A 17084-nucleotide genomic window follows, 5' to 3' on the forward strand; every position below is an offset into this window, starting at 1 on the left:
GCATGACATTATGGCGAACACCATCACGGCAGATGAGATTCGGGAACACTTTTCGCAGGCAATGTCGGCAATGTACCAGCAGGAAGTTCCGCAGTACGGTACGTTACTGGAACTTGTGGCTGACGTGAATCTGGCGGTGCTGGAAAATAATCCCAAACTGCATGAGCAGTTGGCTAATGCCGATGAACTGGCGCGATTGAACGTGGAACGACATGGCGCCATTCGTGTTGGCACCGCAGAAGAACTTTCTACCTTGCGTCGGATATTCGCCATCATGGGGATGTACCCAGTAAGTTATTACGATCTCTCTCAGGCGGGCGTGCCTGTGCACTCCACGGCATTTCGTCCCATTGACGAGGCTTCGCTCTCGCGTAATCCCTTTCGCATGTTCACTTCGCTATTACGCCTGGAGCTCATTGAAAACGCGGCATTACGCCAGCGGGCGGCGGAAATCTTATCGCAGCGGGATATTTTTACATCGCGCTGCCGACAATTGCTGGATGAGTACGACGAGCAGGGCGGTTTTAGCGCTGCTCAGGCCGAAGAGTTCGTCCGTGAAACGCTGGAGACTTTTCGCTGGCATCGTCAGGCTACCGTTGATGAAGAAACGTACCTCAGCCTGCATCGTGAGCATCGTTTAATTGCCGACGTGGTCTGTTTCCCGGGATGTCACATTAACCATCTGACGCCGCGTACTCTGGATATCGACCGGGTACAGGCCATGATGCCGGAGTGCGGCATTACGCCTAAAATTCTTATCGAAGGTCCGCCTCGCCGCGAAGTGCCTATTCTGTTGCGGCAAACCAGTTTCAAAGCCCTGGAAGAGCAGGTGCTCTTCGTTGATGAAAAGCAGGGTACGCACACGGCGCGCTTCGGCGAAATTGAGCAACGTGGCGTCGCGCTGACGCCAAAAGGTCGTCGATTATATGACGAACTGTTGCACAAGGCGGGAACGGGTAAGGATAACTTCACGCATCAACTCCATTTGCGGGAGGTCTTTAACGCCTTTCCGGATAGCGAATTTCTGCTTCGCCAGCAGGGGCTTGCCTGGTTCCGCTATCGCTTAACGCCATCCGGCGAGGCGCATCGTCAGGCGATCCATCCTGGCGACGATCCGCAGCCGCTTATTGAGCGCGGTTGGGTAATCGCGCAGCCGATTACCTATGAAGATTTTCTTCCGGTCAGCGCAGCCGGCATTTTTCAGTCGAATTTGGGAGATGAAACGCTGGCAAGAAGCCACGGCAATGCCAGCCGCGACGCCTTTGAACAGGCGCTGGGATGTGCAGTACGGGATGAATTTTCGTTATATCAGGAAGCGGAAGAACGCAGTAAACGCCGTTGCGGTCTGCTTTAAAAGCGGTAAGCTTCACAGGCTGTGAGGATACTGTAAAAGGAAGGCGTTATGTTGAATCCCTCCATCCCACTGGTGGAGACGCGTCACGGTAAAATCGTGGGCGTCGTACAGGAAGAAATCCATATCTGGCGCGGTATACCTTATGCCGCGCCGCCAACAGGGGAGCTACGCTGGCGTGCGCCGCAGCCTGTTACAGCCTGGCAGGATGTGCGCCAGGCGGATTGTTTCTCCTGCGCCAGTTGGCAGGATATTACCTGGTGTCGCGAACTCGGCGGCGGCGATCCGGGAAATTTTTCCGAAGACTGCCTCTATCTGAACGTCTGGGCTCCCGCCGTGCGTCATGAACCGTTGCCGGTCATGGTCTGGCTACACGGCGGCGGTTACACCATTGGCGCGGGGAGTTTGCCGCCCTATGACGGTCAAGCGCTGGCGAAGCGCGGCGCGATCGTGGTGACGGTCAATTATCGGCTTGGCCATCTGGGCTTTTTCGCGCATCCGGCGCTGGAAGGCGAAGGGGCGGAGTGTATTCATAATTTCGCTTTACTCGATCAAATCGCTGCGCTGCGTTGGGTGCAGGACAATATTGCCGCGTTTGGCGGCGATACGCAGAATGTGACGTTATTTGGCGAATCCGCCGGCGCCCGCAGCGTGCTGTCGTTGATGGCTTCGCCGTTGGCGAAGGGGCTTTTTCATAAAGCGATTATTCAGAGTGGTTATACGCTGCCGGATACGCCCCGCGAGGAGGCGCTAAAAAAAGGCGTTGTGCTGGCGGAACATCTTGGTTTAGCCAATGCCACTGCCGAACAGCTACGCGCTTTACCGGCAGAGACGTTTTGGCCGCTGGACGCGCCTTTTAAAATTGCGCCGACACCGATTTCCGGCGACGTCGTGCTGCCGCATCCGATGCTGGAGACCTTCTTTGCGGCGAAACAGCATCCGATACCGGTGATGATCGGCTCGAATAGAGATGAAGCCAGCGTATTGGCAGTTTTTGGCGTCGATATTGCCGGTCAAATTCAAAAAATGCGCCGTGAGCGGCGTGTTGGTCTGGGGTTAATCCGGCTGCTTTATCCTGGAGTGAAAGGCGACGAAGCGCTAGGGCGGCAGGTCTGTCGGGATATGGTATTTACCACGTTGGGTTATGTCGTCATGCAAGCGCAGCAGCGGATCGGCGAACCGTGCTGGCGTTACTGGTTTGATTATGTCGCCGAAGCGGAGCATCACACTTACGCGAATGGCGCCTGTCATGGCAATGAAATACCGTATGTATTCGATACGTTAACGCGGGCTGAGCCCACATGCCATTATGTGAATGAGAATGACCTGGCCTTTGCCTCGCAGGTGGCGGATTACTGGGTGAATTTCGCTCGTCATGCCAGCCGCACGCGCGACGTGCTGCACGGCCCGGTTCGCTGGCCCGCCAGCATTCGGGGGCGAGATCGTCTGTTGCGGATTGGGCTGAACAAACTTGCCGGTTTTAAAGTGGAAAACCGCTTTATGCGTGCGCGTCTGGCGCTGTTTAAACGAGTCATGAAACATCACGTTAGTCTGGAATAAACTTTTCATAACCTGAAGAATGCTGCGTGAGGTTTACATCCGATTAGGTCGGTTCTTATCGACATAAAATATTTACGCTTTTGCACAGTTTCCAGGCGACCAACAATTGGATTATTAATGAATTTTGTCTAGAGTGAGCGGCCAGAAACGGGCACATTCTTGCTGCTGAAAAAACCAGCGCGGGACCATTCACAAGACCAGAAGGACTCATTTTCAGGTATGAATCGTAGACGATTTATTAAAGGTTCAATGGCAATGGCCGCCGTGTGCGGTTCCAGCGGTATTGCTTCCCTCTTTTCTCAGGCGGCGTTTGCCGCGGAATCCGATATTGCGGATGGTAAAATTGTCCGTTTTGATTTTGCTGGTCTGCAATCAATGGCCCAGGCGTTAGCGAAAAAGCCCTGGGGCGGCGCGCCGGGACCCTTGCCGGATACGCTCGCCAATCTGACGCCGCAGGCCTATAACAGCATTCAGTATGACGCGGCGCATTCACTCTGGAACGGTGTTGCCAACCGGCAGCTCGATATTCAGTTTTTCCACGTAGGGATGGGCTTTCGTCGTCGCGTACGCATGTTTTCCGTTGATACGACGACGCATCTTGCTCGCGAGATCCATTTTCGTCCGGAACTGTTTAAATACAACGATGCCGGCGTCGACACGACGCAACTGGAAGGGCAGAGCGATCTCGGTTTCGCCGGTTTCCGTGTCTTTAAAGCACCGGAACTGGCGCGGCGCGATGTCGTCTCCTTCCTGGGCGCCAGTTACTTCCGGGCGGTAGATGATACTTATCAGTATGGCCTGTCGGCTCGCGGGCTGGCGATAGATACCTATACTGACGGTCAGGAAGAGTTCCCTGACTTCACCGCATTCTGGTTTGACACCGCGAAGCCGGGCGATACTACGTTTACCGTTTACGCTCTGCTGGACAGCGCCAGCGTGACGGGCGCGTATAAATTTGTGATTCATTGCGAAAAATCGCAGGTGATCATGGATGTAGAAAACCATCTCTACGCCCGTAAAGATATTAAGCAACTTGGCATTGCGCCGATGACCAGTATGTTTAGCTGTGGGAATAATGAACGCCGGGTATGCGACACCATTCATCCGCAAATTCACGATTCCGATCGGCTGGCGATGTGGCGGGGTAACGGCGAGTGGATTTGCCGCCCGCTGAATAATCCGCAGAAATTGCAGTTCAATGCATATATGGACGATAACCCGAAAGGGTTCGGCCTGCTGCAACTCGATCGCGATTTCTCGCATTATCAGGATGTGATGGGCTGGTACAACAAACGTCCGAGCCTGTGGGTGGAGCCGCGTAGTAAGTGGGGGAAAGGCGCGGTTAGCCTGATGGAGATCCCAACCACTGGCGAAACTCTGGATAATGTGGTCTGTTTCTGGCAGCCGGAAAAAGCGATCAAAGCCGGGGATGCGCTGGCGTTCCATTATCGTTTGTACTGGAGCGCGCAGCCGCCGGTACAATCGCCGCTTGCACGGGTCATGGCGACCCGTACAGGGATGGGCGGATTTCCCGAAGGTTGGGCACCGGGCGAACATTACCCGGATAAATGGGCGCGCCGTTTTGCTATTGATTTTGTCGGCGGCGATCTGAAAGCGGCCGCGCCAAAAGGCATTGAGCCGGTAATTACGCTCTCCAGTGGCGAGGCGAAGCAGATTGAGATCCTCTACGTAGAGCCTTTCGACGGTTATCGTATCCAGTTTGACTGGTATCCGACCTCGGATTCTACGGCACCGGTGGATATGCGTATGTTCCTGCGCTGCCAGGGGGAGGCTATCAGCGAAACATGGCTGTATCAGTATTTCCCGCCCGCGCCGGATAAGCGTCGTTATGTCGACGATCGTATCATGCGTTAGTCAGTTTGCCTTCTGTACCGCCACAAGGGCGGTACAGGTTGCGGAAATTGCCCTGGCATAAACCCATTCGTGAGCCGCTGTTTTTGTGACACGGCCTTTCCATCGTTCTATTTTTGCAACAGTCCTTCCTGTTTATCCCTCTCGATCCTGCGGACAGGGAACATTAAGATAGCTTCACCTTATTTAAGATATAAAGTGAATATAATGAAAAAGAGTTTTCTTGGTGCTCTCCTGTCTCTGGGTTTATTAAGTGCTGCTCATGCAGATGTATATAAATTTGATAATATGCATACTAATGCGGTATTTAATATCGATCATTTCCAGACCTCAACCAATCATGGCGGGTTTTATGCTATTAGCGGCGAACTGAAATATCAGCCGGAAAAGCAAGTCGCAGAGATGCGCGTGACGATTCCCGTGAGTGCCTTAAATACCGGGGTGGATGCGTTTGATAACCATATCCGCAGTAGCGATATTCTGGATGCGGAAAAATATCCAGAAATAGTATTTAAATCGACAAAATGGCATTTTGAAGATAATAAACCGGTTTCTATTGACGGTTTGCTAACAATGAAGGGAGTAACTAAGCCCGTCACCTTAACCACCACCAAGTTTGGCTGTTATATGAGCCCGATATTCAAGGCGCAGGTTTGCGGTGGTGATTTTGTCACGCAAATAGATCGCACCCAGTGGGGTGTAGATTATCTGGTCGATATGGGGATGACGAAAGTTGTCGATATAAAAATCCAGGCAGAAGCGGTTAAGCAATAAAGGGAATGATGATGAAAACTCATCACCTCATTCGGGTAGTGGCCTCGCTGGCGATGTTGGCAACGTCAGGCCTGGCTTATGCTGAAGAGTACAAAGCCAGCACGGACGAAAAAGCAATAAAAATGACGAACGTAGCCTCTCTGGAAGCGCGCGTTCAAGCCAGAATGGAGAAAGGGGCATTTGGTTATATTCGCGGTGGAGCCGAAGATGAGAATAACCTTCGCAGCAACACCGAAAGCTTTGACAAAAAATATATTATGCCGCGCGTATTACAGGGCATTGAGTTAAAAGAGATCGATTTATCAACGCAGCTACTGGGTATTCCGCTTAAAACGCCTATAATCCAGGCACCGATGGCAGCGCAGGGCCTGGCCCACGCCTCCGGAGAGTTGGCGACGGCGAAAGGCATGGCGCAGGTCGGTTCGATTTTCTCGTTGAGTACTTATGGCAACAAGACCATCGAAGAGGTGGCTAACGTTTCCGGGAAAAATCCGTTCTTCTTCCAGCTTTATATGAGTAAGAATAATCAATTTAACGAATTTATTCTTGCACAAGCGGTAAAGCATGGCGCTAAAGCGATTATTCTGACCGTAGATTCGCCTGTCGGTGGCTATCGGGAAGAAGATATTAAAAATAACTTCCAGTTCCCGTTGGGCTTTGCAAACCTGGAAATGTTCGCCAGAAAAAATGACGATGGTTCAAAAACCGGCAAAGGGGCAGGGATAAGTGAAATTTACGCGCAGGCTAAACAAGCCTTTACGCCGGAGGATATTGCCTATGTACATCGTATTTCCGGTCTGCCGGTTATCGTAAAAGGCATTCAGTCGCCGGAGGATGCTGAAATTGCTATCCAGGCCGGGGCCGCAGGAATATGGGTTTCTAATCATGGTGGTCGTCAATTAGACAGCGGGCCGTCCTCATTCGATATGCTTCCTGCGATTGCAAAAGTTGTCAACAAGCGAGTGCCTGTTATTTTTGACAGCGGAGTACGCAGTGGTTCGCACGTATTCAAAGCGTTAGCCAGCGGAGCGGATATTGTGGCGGTTGGCCGGCCTGTATTATACGGTCTTAATCTTGGCGGCGCTCAGGGTGTGGCATCAGTGATTGAACAGCTAAACAAAGAGCTGACAATTAACATGATGTTGGGTGGCGCCAGGAATATTGAACAAGTGAAAACGACACGCTTGTTAACTGAAAAAGAGCTGCCCCAGTAATATAAAGGTCGGGTACTATACCCGACCTTTTCCTGTATGATTTCCCTCAACAACGCTTCCGGTAGAAAATGACGCGCTCTGTTTCCTCAAATCCTAACGCCTGGTGAACTTTCTGGGAAATTGTATTTTCCGGCGAGGTATCAGAGGCCATTTCCCGACACCCTTTATTCGTCCCCCATCGTTGCACCGCTGCAATCAATTGTTTCGCTACGCCGCGTTGACGGAATGAGGGGAGAACAAAAATACCTTCAAGGAAAACCACGGGCGAACTGTCACAACCATTGACATAATCGTGGCGGATTGAGGCATCCGCAAAGCCAATCGCCACCCCGTCTGCCATCGCAATAAATGATGCCAGATGATCGGCTTGCAGAATTTCTTCGCCGTCCGCCAGATGGGCGTCGTCCGGGTGATCAGGCCAGAGCTGTTTTCGCAATCCGCGCCAGTGCTCCAGATGGGTTTTGTTCATTTGCCTGATGTCCATTAATGCGCTCCTGATGAGGGGGTTGACATGATGAGACGGCATCCCGCCTGCTGATAACGTCGCGCGATAGCAGACGGGAGCGCACTGTCGCTAAGAATGGTAGTAATACAGGACAGCGTCGCCACCGCATGGGGTTCTACAGTATCAAACTTTGAGTGATCGGCCATCAATATGACCTCGCGTGAGCGCTGAATAATGCGCGTTTTAACGCCCACTTCAAACATGGTAGCGTTGGTGATGCCCGTTTCAATCGACAGCGCATCGCAGGAGATAAAGGCGCGTTCAACGGCAAAGGCGTTAATCATCTCCAGCGCCAGACTCTCGCCCACCGAAAAGTAGCCGGGGCGGATCAGTCCGCCGATAATGTAGCTCTCTACGTGTGGGAAGCCACCCAGTTCATTAGCGATTTTGATGTCATTGCAAATGACTTTTACTTTGGCGTCAACCAGACATTTTGCCAGTTCCAGACAGGTGGAGCCGGAGTCGAGAAAAAAGCAGTCTCCATCCTTGATGAACGTGCGGGCGAGGGCGGCGATTTCGCGTTTCGCCTCACTTTGTAACGTTCGCTTAACGTCGAAAACATATTCTTTATCTTCCGTACTGTCGTCGAAGTCAATACAACCATGGCCGCGAACCATTCCGGGATAACGGCTGGCGATATAGTGAAAATCCCGGCGCACGGTTGCCTCTGCATAGCCAAAAAGCTCAATAGCTTGTTGTGTTGAGAGGTGCCTGTGTTGCCAAAGGTAATGCAACATCTGTTTGATACGGTCGGGGCGCTGTTGGCTCATCAGCATATGACTCCTTTATAGCGCGGTGAATTGTGACAACGTCACATCATAGTTCGCCGTCGTGAACAACGCCCGGCCAATCACCAGATGCTGTGCGCCTGCGGCGGCAAGCAGCCGTGCGGCGCGAAGTGTAATACCGCCGTCCGCCCAGCATTCCGCAGCAGGGAAATGCTCTCTGCTCTGACTCACTTTTTCACACATCGCGGCGATAAATTGCTGCCCGCGCCCGTCGGGTTCGCTGGTCATGATCATCAGCGCATCCAGTTGCAATGCCAGATAACGATAGGGCAATAGCGGCGTTGCCGGGTTAAGCGCCAGTCCTGCTTTCGCCCCGATAGCGCGAATATCCGCCAGAATCTCCGAGGGGTTTTGCACGCTTTCGGCATGAATGAAAATCCAGCCGGGGCGGATAGCTGCAAGCCAGGGTAGCCAGCGTTGCGGTGATGAGACCATCAGGTGAAATGAGAGCGGATGGCGAGTGTGTTGTGCGACTGCCTGAATGGTTTTCATACCGAAGGTAATATTGTTGATGAAACTGGTATCTTCGATATCCAGATGCAGCGAGCCGAGAGGCGCATCGTGTAAAGCGGTCAACGCCTCGGCATAGCGCAGCGGATCGGCGGAGGCCAGTGAAGGGTGCAGGATCATCGGAACCTCCATCAGCGCAATGCGGTTAATTGCGCGAAAAGCGCGGCGTCATTTGGCGCATCTTGCAGCATCGCGACGCTTTCCGGCGAGTCGAGCCACTGGCTGATGCGTTGAATGGTGCGAATATGTGCTTCGGCATCCGTGGCGCTGGCGCAAAGCAACAGCCAGATGGGATCGCAATCCGCATTGCCGAAAGCGACCGGCGTTGCTAACGTAGTGACGCTGATTTGATTATGGTTGGCGCCTTGCTCTGGTCTGGCATGGGGCAGCGCAATCCCCGGCGCGATAAGATAATATGGCCCCCATTTAAGGGTGTTCTCAATAATACCGTCCAGGTAGCAGGGGGCCGCCGCGCCGAAGGTAATCAGCGGACGAACGGCGATATCCAGCGCGTGTCGCCAGTCGCTGGCATGGCGTTGCGCCTGAACCCACTTAACATCATTAATCATCGATCGTTGACTCCTTGCCGGTTCGGGTTACTCTGAAACCGATCCCCGGCGTGTCTTTTGGCGAAGGCGACGGAGATCGGCAGAAGAGTTATCGCTCTCTGCAGGGGATAAGCGTTTTGCTTATCCCCATTTTATTGTCGGATATGGCGTACTTTCTCCATAAACTTCGCCACGCGCGCCTGGTCGACAAAGTTGGCGAAGACGCCGTCTTTTTTAAACGTGGTTGCCGTTACGCATCCGTCGGCAATGCAGAGCTGCTCCTCAACGTTTTCCAGACACACCCCGGTATTCGCCAGCACGACCGTGTCGGGAACGGTCTCTTTTACCCGCTTCAGTATGGCGCTATCCGTGCGGGCACCCGCCGTCAGGCCTGAGACGCACAGGGCATCGGGGTTATTGTTAAATACGGTCGATTTCGCAATTGAACAGACATCGCGGTTTCCCAGATACACCGCCGCTTCCGGAACGATGTTAAACAGCGTTTTCACGTGGCCTGCGCCGATGCGATGCTGATGGCGAATGGTTTCGCCGACATTCGTATCCCAGACGCCAAAATCGCTGGCGTAAGCGCCGGTGAAAATTTCGCGGATAAATTTTGCGTCGGTCGCCATCGCTAAATCAAACGAGGCCACAGGGTCCCACAACACGTTTACCCCAAACGGTACGCGGATTTCACTCATTAACTGACCGATGATTCTTGCCATCGCGGTGGTCGTTTCCGGTCTGACTTTCGTTAAATAAGGCAGACTAAATTCGTTGGAGAACATCACTGCATCCACGCCGCCATTTTGTAGCGCCATTAAATCGTCATGGGCGCGGTCAATTACCCAGTTCATGCCTTTCCTGGTATCGAACCCGGGATCGCCCGGCAACGCCCGTAAATGGCACATGGCGATAACGGCTTTTTCTGTTCCTATTACCTCTTTTAGCCAACTCATTCTGGGTTGCTCCTTATTCCGGTAGTTCACGTTTACGTAAGACAAGTATGATGCTGGCGACAATGCCGACCACAATAACCACGCCAATCATGCCCAGCGACATCAATTCAGATATTGACCAGCCAAACATATTTCCCACCGACAGCGCGGTAATTTGCGCGTTTTCAGCGGCGAAGCTAAAGCCGCCTTTGAGCGCCATATCGGTAAAGTACGGTGCGAACTGGGTGGCGATCAGCAGAACGGTAATCATGACAATGATGCCGCTGAGCAGAGTACGAATCAGATCGCCGCGATGAATAACCGTGGCCATGCAGATAAAAAACGGCGCAACCGGTAAATCAGCCAGCGGCAGGACTTTATTGCCCGGCAGTATGCTCGCCAGAATTAACATGATGGGAATTAACAGCAGCCCAACCGCGATGGTGGTCGGGTGGCCTAACGTCACTGCGGTATCCAGACCGATAAAGACTTCGCGCCCTTTAACGTGTTTCTGGAAGAACTTACGCGCGCCGTCGGAAATGGGCATTAACCCCTCAACGATAAGGCGAATCATGCGCGGAAACAGCACCATAATCGCCGCCACGGTAATCATTAAGGTTGCGCACCCTTTAAAGCCTTCGCCTGCGGCAAGTCCGAAGATCAGACCGAGAACAACGCCAATGATCACCGGGTCGCCGACCATCCCATACCGTTTTTGGATCTCCTGAGCGTCAATATTGCGTCCTTTCATAAACGGTATTTTTTCGTATATCGCATCCAGCAATACGAACAACGGCACGGAACTGGAGCCATACCCTTGCGGAATAGAAATCCCTTCCAGACCCACAATGTTCTGTACTCGTTTCGCCGTCCAGTCGGCCATTTTCAACGACAAGGCGGCGTGACAAATCGCGCCCAGTACGCCATAAATCAGACTGCCGGTCATCAACTGGACGACCGTTCCGGTAATGGCGTAGTGCCAGTAGTTATAAATATCAACGTTCATGGTTTTGGTCAGACGAGTCACCAACATACCGACGTTGAGCAGAAAGATAACGGGAATGATCATAGCGCCGATGGCCGTCGCATAGCCGACGCCGGACGCGGGCCCGGCGCCGACGTCAAACACATGCAGCGTCAGGCCAAAACGCTCAATCATCACTTTAATCGGCGGACTGAGACTGTCGATCGCCATGACGATCACCAACCCCATGCCGACAAAACCGATGCCGACCGTCACCCCGGCTTTCACCGCCTGCAGCCAGGGAATACGAAAGATTAAGCCGATGATAATCATAATGATGGGCACAAAGACGGTGCCGCCGAGAGACAGGATGTAATCAAACATAATGCCCCCTTTATTGTGTTAACAGCGCCTTGATTTCTTGTTTTAATGCGTCGTCGTTGATGCCTGTCAGCAGGGCGGCGCCGTTGAGCGTCGGGATGCCATAGTCACTGTGCGTACGCATGGACGTTACGATGAGATCCATACCGTTACAGTTCAACGGGATCTCATTCAGACAACATTGCGCCGTGGTTGCCGCAATGCCTTGCTCCGCAAGAAAGTCCTGCAATTTTTGTGCAATCATGGTTGATGTCGACATGCCGGTACCACATGCCACAAGGATCTTTTTCATCATGGTCGTGCCTCTTGTGTAGCGCCTGTTTCAGGCTCAATGGGAAACTGTTCTGGCGACATATTGGCCAGCGCAGTCAGTAAACGGATACAATCAGTCAGGTCGCGCAGGCTGGCGACTTCGGCTGGCGAGTGGGTATAGCGGCAAGGAATAGAAAGGCTGGCGCAGGGAATACCGTCCAGTTCAACCTGAATGTAGCCGGTTTCGGTGATGACGCCTGGCGCGACTTCTCGCTGTACGGGAATATTATTTTCGTGCGCGGTGGTCTCCAGCATCCGCAGCAAACGCGGCGGCGTAATCAGTCCCGCCAACGTACCGCGTCCGTGATAGTTCAGACAGGTGATGCCGACGCCGTGGTTGACCCGCACATCCGAGTAATCCTGCAGGTCAGGCGTGTCGCAGGATGGGGTGATATCAATACCAATCGCCAGGTCGGGGCGCACGCGTCGTAAAACGGGAATAATGCCGCGAATATTGAACTCTTCCTGCACCGACGCGACCAGGAATACCGCGATATCGAGCGGTGTGGAGGCGAGGGCCTCGGCGACGCCCAGTAGCGCCGTACACCCCAGCCTGTCATCCAGCGCCTTACTGCATACCAGGTCGTTGCCCAGACAGTGCGGCGGGTTGTAAAGGGTTACTGGCGTCCCCACCTGAATACCCATTCGTTCGGCATCCGCTTTATCTTTTGCGCCGATATCAATCCAGAGTTTATCGAGAGCGGGAGGCTGGGTGCGCTCGTCACCCTTCGCGAAGTGATATGCTTTAATACCGATACAGCCCATGATATCGCCTGAACGTCCGGCAAGCGTCACAATCGAACCGGGCATAGTAATTTGCGCCGGGCCGCCCACGCGTTCAAAACGTAAAAAACCGGAGGGTTCGATCTTGCGTACCATAAAACCCACTTCATCCATATGCGCAAAAATCATCAGGCGAAGCGCGTCGGATTTATCGCTGCCATAACGGGCGACGACATTGCCCAGGCGATCCCGCCAGACGTCTTTGGCCTGCTGTTCAAACGCGTGCTGCATAACGTTTGCAATACTGCTTTCATGTCCTGAAATCCCGTTTAGCCGCAGTAAAGAAAAAAGCGTTTCCTGCACAGAAAAGGTCATTGGCGTCTCCGTGGTGATAAAACAATCAGTCGTTGAGCGTTTTATAGGCGGAGAATGGTTGGATAAGTGTGAAATGTGTCACGCGGAAATACGCTAAATAGGGCCAATAAAAAATAATGTGATGGCGATACAATAAAAACGCTCATATCACCTGCGGGTTATCGGTAAACCAGGCTATTTATGTGATCACGACCAACAACGAAGAAGGGCAACGCGATGGTGGAAATTATTCCTGTTAGCACGACGCTGGAACTGCAAGCGGCAGATGAAAGTCATGTTCCGGCGCTGCACCAACTGGTACTCAAAAACAAAGCGTGGCTACAACAGTCGCTCGACTGGCCGCAATATGTCACGTCGCAGGAGGAAACGCGTAAGCATGTGCAGGGTAATATACTGTTGCACCAGCGTGGTTACGCCAAAATGTACCTGATTTTCTGCCAGAATGAGATGGCGGGCGTACTCTCATTTAATGCCATCGAACCGATAAACAAAGCCGCCTATATCGGTTACTGGTTGGATGAGTCCCTCCAGGGACAAGGGATAATGTCGCAATCATTACAGGCGCTGATGACACATTATGCCCGGCGCGGCGATATTCGGCGCTTCGTCATTAAATGCCGCGTTGATAATCAGGCCAGTAATGCGGTCGCACGGCGCAACCATTTTACGCTGGAAGGCTGTATGAAACAGGCAGAGTATCTTAACGGCGTCTATCACGACGTTAATATGTATGCCCGCATTATTGATGCGGATTAAAGGGAACCGACTAAGGGGGTACGCGTAATACGATCCTCGCCATTGATCACTTTTGGGCCGCGCAGGTGAATAGTATTGCCGTCAAACGCTATCACCGCCGCCCGTCCGCTAATCTCGACCTGGTGCTCAATCAGAATTTCGCCCTGTATACAGGCATGGCCTTCAATCAGCACGCGGTCGTCCAGTAAAATCGGGCCTCCGCGTACCTCTGCATGTCCGCCTACCAGCACATGATGTTTTAACACACAGTTGCCTTCGATTAACGCATGTTCCGCTACCTGCGAGCTGTAGCGAAGGGTAGGGATAGCATCTTCCTCTGTGCCGGCGATAACCCGCGCATGGCCATAGACTTTGGCGCAGTCACAGATCCAGACATTATTGTCTTTGTTGCCTTCGATGAGCGCGAAATCAAAGACCTCCGCCCGGTGCTCAATAAAAGCGTGTGTGATAGTGGCGTCGCCATAAAGCTGTACCTGATGGACAATCCGCGAATGGCTCAGGGTGGCGCGATCGTAAATTTGTAAAATCTGCGCATGTTCATGCGTTAGTCCCTGAACGGCGAGAATTTCTGACTGGTTTAACACGCGGGCATCGCCATAAATCGCACACTCTCCGCGCACGGAAGAGGACTGAATGGTGACGTTGTCACTTATCCGTGCGCCATCGCTGATATCAGCGCGATCAATCCAGACGTTATCGCCTATTCGCACGTTATTGTAGAGCGTGCACGGCTGCGTGATACGCGCATTACCCGTAATTTCCGTGCCCGCAAAGGCCATCGCGTTTTCATCATAAATCCAGCAATCCCCCTGTTGTGACAGCACATTATCGGCATCAACCCAGCCGCCGGAGGTTCCGGCTTTAACATCGTTAAAATCCGTTACGGCAATAACTTGTCGTAATAAGACGCTTTTCTTCTCACCGTCTACCTGATAAGTAAAAGCACGAGGTTCTTCACTCAGTCGATATTTGGTCATAGGGAAATTCCGTGTGAACGATTAAGATAACCGTAGCAAAGGTACTGGCGAAACAACCAGAAATTCCATAAAATGCATTTAAAATATACTTTATAAATTAAACAAAATGCGTAATCACAAGCAGAGCGATCGCGTGCTCAATCTGCCTGCGGGCTATTTTGGCATCGTCCTTGGCACTATCGGTATGGGATTCGCCTGGCGTTATGCCAGCCAGATATGGGCAATAAGCCACTGGCCCGGCGACATCATGGTGATCCTGGCGATGATTATTTGGGCACTCTTGACCCTGGCGTTCCTTAGCCGTCTTGTGCGCTTTCCCCATAGCGTGATGGCTGAAGTGCGACATCCGGTAATGAGCAGTTTTGTCAGCCTGTTTCCCGCCACCACGATGCTGGTCGCGATCGGCTTCGTTCCCTGGTATCGCCCGTTGGCCGTTGCGCTATTCAGCGTGGGGGTCGTCATACAACTGGCGTATGCCGCATGGCAGACGGCGGGACTTTGGCGCGGAGCGCATCCGGAAGAAGCGACAACCCCGGGGCTTTATCTGCCCACGGTAGCGAATAATTTTATCAGCGCCATGGCCTGTGGAGCGCTCGGCTACAATGATGCCGGACTGGTGTTTTTAGGCGCAGGCGTTTTTTCGTGGTTAAGTCTGGAACCGGTTATTTTGCAGCGACTGCGTAGCTGCGGCGAATTACCGGCGGTGCTGCGTACGTCGTTGGGTATCCAACTGGCGCCCGCGCTGGTCGCCTGTAGCGCCTGGCTGAGCGTCAATGGCGGGGAGGGCGACACGCTGGCGAAAATGCTATTCGGCTACGGTCTGTTACAGCTTTTATTTATGCTGCGATTAATGCCCTGGTATTTATCACAACCGTTTAATGCTTCTTTCTGGAGTTTTTCGTTCGGCGTTTCCGCGCTGGCGACCACGGGGTTACATCTTGGTCACGGTAGTGAATCAGGGCTTTTCCATATTCTGGCCGTCCCGCTGTTTATTTTCACTAACGCTATTATCGCCTTATTGCTGGTTCGTACATTTCTATTGCTGGTGCAGGGGACGTTGCTTATTCGCACTGAGCGCGCTGCACTGTTGAAAACGGAGGAAAAAAATGACCGTTCGTGACGAAAATTACTTTACTGAGAAATATGGATTAACCCGCACGCATTCGGATGTGCTGGCGGCGGCAAAGGTTGTCGCGCCGGGCCGAACGCTGGATTTGGGATGCGGCAATGGCCGCAATAGTCTGTATCTGGCCGCGAACGGTTATGACGTTACCGCATGGGATAAAAATCCGGCCAGTATGGCTAACCTTGAGCGTATTAAAGCGGCAGAAGGGCTGGATAATCTGCAAACCGACATTGTCGATCTGAATACATTGACCTTTGACGGCGAGTACGATTTTATTCTCTCGACGGTGGTTATGATGTTTCTTGAGGCGCAAACCATTCCCGGTTTAATTGCCAATATGCAACGCTGCACAAAACCCGGCGGGTATAATTTGATTGTTGCGGCAATGGATACGCCGGACTTTCCCTGTACGGTGGGATTCCCGTTCGCTTTTAAAGAAGGCGAATTACGCCGCTATTACGAAGGATGGGACATGCTGAAATACAACGAAGATGTCGGCGAGCTTCACCGCACGGACGAAAACGGCAACCGTATCAAACTGCGCTTTGCTACGATGCTGGCGAGAAAACCGGCCTGACCGATGCAAGTTCTGTAAGTCTCGCTGCGTTCGGCATTTTTTTGTCGGGCGCCGCGTTCAAATTGTGCTGTCGTTACCATTTTTAGTGCATCCAGAATGATTTCGTTTTGCTATTATTTCCTTTGCATCATTGCGAAGACTAAAGGGATCGTTTCATGCGTACTCATACTTTATTTAAAGTTGCAGTGCTTACTGGCTTGCTGGCGTTATCCGGCTGTGCGTCCAAAGTCACACAGCCGGATAAGTATTCTGGATTCTTAAAAAATTATTCGGACCTGCAGGAAACTACCTCCGCCACGGGAAAACCGGTGTTGCGCTGGGTAGATCCACATTTCAATGACTCTAACTATGACAATATTGTTTACAATCCGATAACGTACTATCCCGTCCCCAAGCCAACGACCCAGGTCGGGCAGCAAGTTCTTGATAAACTGCTGGCTTATACGAACAGTAAAGTAAAATCAGCAATTGAACAGCGCAAACCGCTGGTCACGACGCCAGGGCCGCGCAGTTTGATTTTCCGCGGGGCGATTACGGGCGTGGATACCAGCAAAGAAGGGCTACAATTCTATGAGGTAATCCCTGTAGCGCTGATTGTGGCAGGCACGCAAATGGCGACGGGCCACCGAACCATGGATACCCACCTTTATTTTGAGGGTGAGCTGATAGATGCCGCGACCAACAAGCCGGTCGTCAAGGTAGTGCGCCAGGGTGAAGGTCAAGACCTGAGTAATTCCAGTACGCCAATGGCGTTTGAGACGTTGAAACAGGTCGTGGATGATATGGCGACGGATACCTCTATGTTTGACGTTAACAAAAAATAGTTCTGCGGC

Annotated in this window: 18 protein-coding genes; 9 read left to right on the forward strand and 9 right to left on the reverse strand. The window is 52.4% G+C overall.

The window, feature by feature from the left end:
* Positions 1-10: 10 nt before the first annotated feature.
* The 5 genes from ACLJRH_RS03675 to ACLJRH_RS03695 all read left to right on the forward strand — a co-directional run bounded on the left by ACLJRH_RS03675 (position 11) and on the right by ACLJRH_RS03695 (position 6771).
* On the forward strand, positions 11-1354 hold the full coding sequence (locus tag ACLJRH_RS03675) for a VOC family protein (RefSeq protein WP_000024087.1): 1344 nt from the start codon (positions 11-13) through the stop codon (positions 1352-1354).
* A 48-nt stretch (positions 1355-1402) separates the two neighbouring features.
* On the forward strand, positions 1403-2911 hold the full coding sequence (locus tag ACLJRH_RS03680; RefSeq protein ID WP_410958003.1) for a carboxylesterase/lipase family protein: 1509 nt from the start codon (positions 1403-1405) through the stop codon (positions 2909-2911).
* 219 nt (positions 2912-3130) lie between these two features.
* Positions 3131-4786, forward strand: a complete 1656-nt coding sequence (locus ACLJRH_RS03685) for a glucan biosynthesis protein D (protein WP_023136772.1) — start codon at positions 3131-3133, stop codon at positions 4784-4786.
* 195 nt (positions 4787-4981) lie between these two features.
* The gene (locus ACLJRH_RS03690) at positions 4982-5557 is read left to right on the forward strand and encodes a YceI family protein (RefSeq protein WP_023136773.1); all 576 of its coding nucleotides are present in this window, start codon (positions 4982-4984) and stop codon (positions 5555-5557) included.
* An 11-nt stretch (positions 5558-5568) separates the two neighbouring features.
* On the forward strand, positions 5569-6771 hold the full coding sequence (locus ACLJRH_RS03695) for a lactate oxidase (protein WP_023223286.1): 1203 nt from the start codon (positions 5569-5571) through the stop codon (positions 6769-6771).
* A 46-nt stretch (positions 6772-6817) separates the two neighbouring features.
* On the opposite strand, the gene aac(6') is transcribed toward ACLJRH_RS03695, so the two are convergent.
* The 8 genes from aac(6') to ACLJRH_RS03735 form a co-directional block, all read right to left on the reverse strand.
* On the reverse strand, positions 6818-7255 hold the full coding sequence (aac(6'), locus tag ACLJRH_RS03700; RefSeq protein WP_000354847.1) for a cryptic aminoglycoside N-acetyltransferase AAC(6')-Iy/Iaa: 438 nt from the start codon (positions 7253-7255) through the stop codon (positions 6818-6820).
* Positions 7255-8046 carry a DeoR/GlpR family DNA-binding transcription regulator gene (locus ACLJRH_RS03705; RefSeq protein WP_023136776.1) on the reverse strand — a complete coding sequence of 264 codons (792 nt, stop codon included), beginning with the start codon at positions 8044-8046 and terminating at the stop codon, positions 7255-7257. Before ACLJRH_RS03705 ends, aac(6') begins: the two co-directional genes overlap by 1 nt.
* Before the next feature lie 15 nt (positions 8047-8061).
* A complete protein-coding gene (locus ACLJRH_RS03710; protein WP_000600602.1) occupies positions 8062-8694 on the reverse strand; it encodes a ribulose-phosphate 3 epimerase family protein in 633 nt (210 codons plus the stop codon).
* Positions 8695-8705: 11 nt separating this feature from the next.
* Positions 8706-9143 carry an SgcA family PTS sugar transporter subunit IIA gene (gene sgcA / locus ACLJRH_RS03715; RefSeq protein WP_000606454.1) on the reverse strand — a complete coding sequence of 146 codons (438 nt, stop codon included), beginning with the start codon at positions 9141-9143 and terminating at the stop codon, positions 8706-8708.
* A gap of 131 nt (positions 9144-9274) precedes the next feature.
* A complete protein-coding gene (sgcQ, locus tag ACLJRH_RS03720) occupies positions 9275-10081 on the reverse strand; it encodes a BtpA family protein SgcQ (RefSeq protein WP_000118619.1) in 807 nt (268 codons plus the stop codon).
* 13 nt (positions 10082-10094) lie between these two features.
* On the reverse strand, positions 10095-11408 hold the full coding sequence (gene sgcC / locus ACLJRH_RS03725; protein ID WP_023136778.1) for a PTS sugar transporter subunit IIC SgcC: 1314 nt from the start codon (positions 11406-11408) through the stop codon (positions 10095-10097).
* A 10-nt stretch (positions 11409-11418) separates the two neighbouring features.
* Entirely contained in the window at positions 11419-11700 is a 282-nt protein-coding gene (gene sgcB, locus ACLJRH_RS03730; RefSeq protein WP_000976132.1) for a PTS sugar transporter subunit IIB SgcB, read from the reverse strand.
* Complete coding sequence (locus ACLJRH_RS03735; RefSeq protein ID WP_000144624.1) at positions 11697-12815, reverse strand: M42 family metallopeptidase; 1119 nt, start codon at positions 12813-12815, stop codon at positions 11697-11699. Before ACLJRH_RS03735 ends, sgcB begins: the two co-directional genes overlap by 4 nt.
* Positions 12816-13031: 216 nt before the next feature.
* Here ACLJRH_RS03735 and rimL point away from each other — a divergent pair, with 216 nt between their 5' ends.
* Entirely contained in the window at positions 13032-13571 is a 540-nt protein-coding gene (rimL, locus tag ACLJRH_RS03740) for a 50S ribosomal protein L7/L12-serine acetyltransferase (RefSeq protein WP_023136779.1), read from the forward strand.
* On the opposite strand, the gene ydcK is transcribed toward rimL, so the two are convergent.
* The gene (gene ydcK, locus ACLJRH_RS03745) at positions 13568-14548 is read right to left on the reverse strand and encodes a YdcK family protein (protein WP_023136780.1); all 981 of its coding nucleotides are present in this window, start codon (positions 14546-14548) and stop codon (positions 13568-13570) included. The two genes, rimL and ydcK, sit on opposite strands and share 4 nt — an antisense overlap.
* 106 nt (positions 14549-14654) lie before the next feature.
* Between ydcK and tehA the strand changes: the two genes are divergently transcribed.
* The 3 genes from tehA to ACLJRH_RS03760 all read left to right on the forward strand — a co-directional run bounded on the left by tehA (position 14655) and on the right by ACLJRH_RS03760 (position 17075).
* The gene (gene tehA / locus ACLJRH_RS03750) at positions 14655-15668 is read left to right on the forward strand and encodes a dicarboxylate transporter/tellurite-resistance protein TehA (RefSeq protein ID WP_001243996.1); all 1014 of its coding nucleotides are present in this window, start codon (positions 14655-14657) and stop codon (positions 15666-15668) included.
* A complete protein-coding gene (tehB, locus tag ACLJRH_RS03755) occupies positions 15655-16251 on the forward strand; it encodes a tellurite resistance methyltransferase TehB (RefSeq protein ID WP_000218275.1) in 597 nt (198 codons plus the stop codon). Before tehA ends, tehB begins: the two co-directional genes overlap by 14 nt.
* 155 nt (positions 16252-16406) lie before the next feature.
* Complete coding sequence (locus tag ACLJRH_RS03760; protein ID WP_001259021.1) at positions 16407-17075, forward strand: DUF3313 domain-containing protein; 669 nt, start codon at positions 16407-16409, stop codon at positions 17073-17075.
* The last annotated feature ends 9 nt before the right edge of the window (positions 17076-17084 follow it).

Source organism: Salmonella sp. SAL04162 (genome assembly GCF_046551535.1).
Classification (GTDB): Bacteria; Pseudomonadota; Gammaproteobacteria; order Enterobacterales; family Enterobacteriaceae; genus Salmonella; species Salmonella enterica.

Bases quoted from the DNA above. Each gene is read 5' to 3' on its own strand.
- sgcB (WP_000976132.1), bottom strand. From the start codon at position 11,700: ATGATGAAAAAGATCCTTGTGGCATGTGGTACCGGCATGTCGACATCA.
- sgcA (WP_000606454.1), bottom strand. From the start codon at position 9,143: ATGATTAATGATGTTAAGTGGGTTCAGGCGCAACGCCATGCCAGCGAC.
- rimL (WP_023136779.1), top strand. From the start codon at position 13,032: ATGGTGGAAATTATTCCTGTTAGCACGACGCTGGAACTGCAAGCGGCA.
- ACLJRH_RS03735 (WP_000144624.1), bottom strand. From the start codon at position 12,815: ATGACCTTTTCTGTGCAGGAAACGCTTTTTTCTTTACTGCGGCTAAAC.
- ACLJRH_RS03675 (WP_000024087.1), top strand. From the start codon at position 11: ATGGCGAACACCATCACGGCAGATGAGATTCGGGAACACTTTTCGCAG.
- sgcC (WP_023136778.1), bottom strand. From the start codon at position 11,408: ATGTTTGATTACATCCTGTCTCTCGGCGGCACCGTCTTTGTGCCCATC.
- ydcK (WP_023136780.1), bottom strand. From the start codon at position 14,548: ATGACCAAATATCGACTGAGTGAAGAACCTCGTGCTTTTACTTATCAG.
- ACLJRH_RS03695 (WP_023223286.1), top strand. From the start codon at position 5,569: ATGAAAACTCATCACCTCATTCGGGTAGTGGCCTCGCTGGCGATGTTG.
- ACLJRH_RS03705 (WP_023136776.1), bottom strand. From the start codon at position 8,046: ATGAGCCAACAGCGCCCCGACCGTATCAAACAGATGTTGCATTACCTT.
- ACLJRH_RS03760 (WP_001259021.1), top strand. From the start codon at position 16,407: ATGCGTACTCATACTTTATTTAAAGTTGCAGTGCTTACTGGCTTGCTG.
- sgcQ (WP_000118619.1), bottom strand. From the start codon at position 10,081: ATGAGTTGGCTAAAAGAGGTAATAGGAACAGAAAAAGCCGTTATCGCC.
- tehA (WP_001243996.1), top strand. From the start codon at position 14,655: ATGCGTAATCACAAGCAGAGCGATCGCGTGCTCAATCTGCCTGCGGGC.
- ACLJRH_RS03710 (WP_000600602.1), bottom strand. From the start codon at position 8,694: ATGATCCTGCACCCTTCACTGGCCTCCGCCGATCCGCTGCGCTATGCC.
- ACLJRH_RS03685 (WP_023136772.1), top strand. From the start codon at position 3,131: ATGAATCGTAGACGATTTATTAAAGGTTCAATGGCAATGGCCGCCGTG.
- ACLJRH_RS03680 (WP_410958003.1), top strand. From the start codon at position 1,403: ATGTTGAATCCCTCCATCCCACTGGTGGAGACGCGTCACGGTAAAATC.
- tehB (WP_000218275.1), top strand. From the start codon at position 15,655: ATGACCGTTCGTGACGAAAATTACTTTACTGAGAAATATGGATTAACC.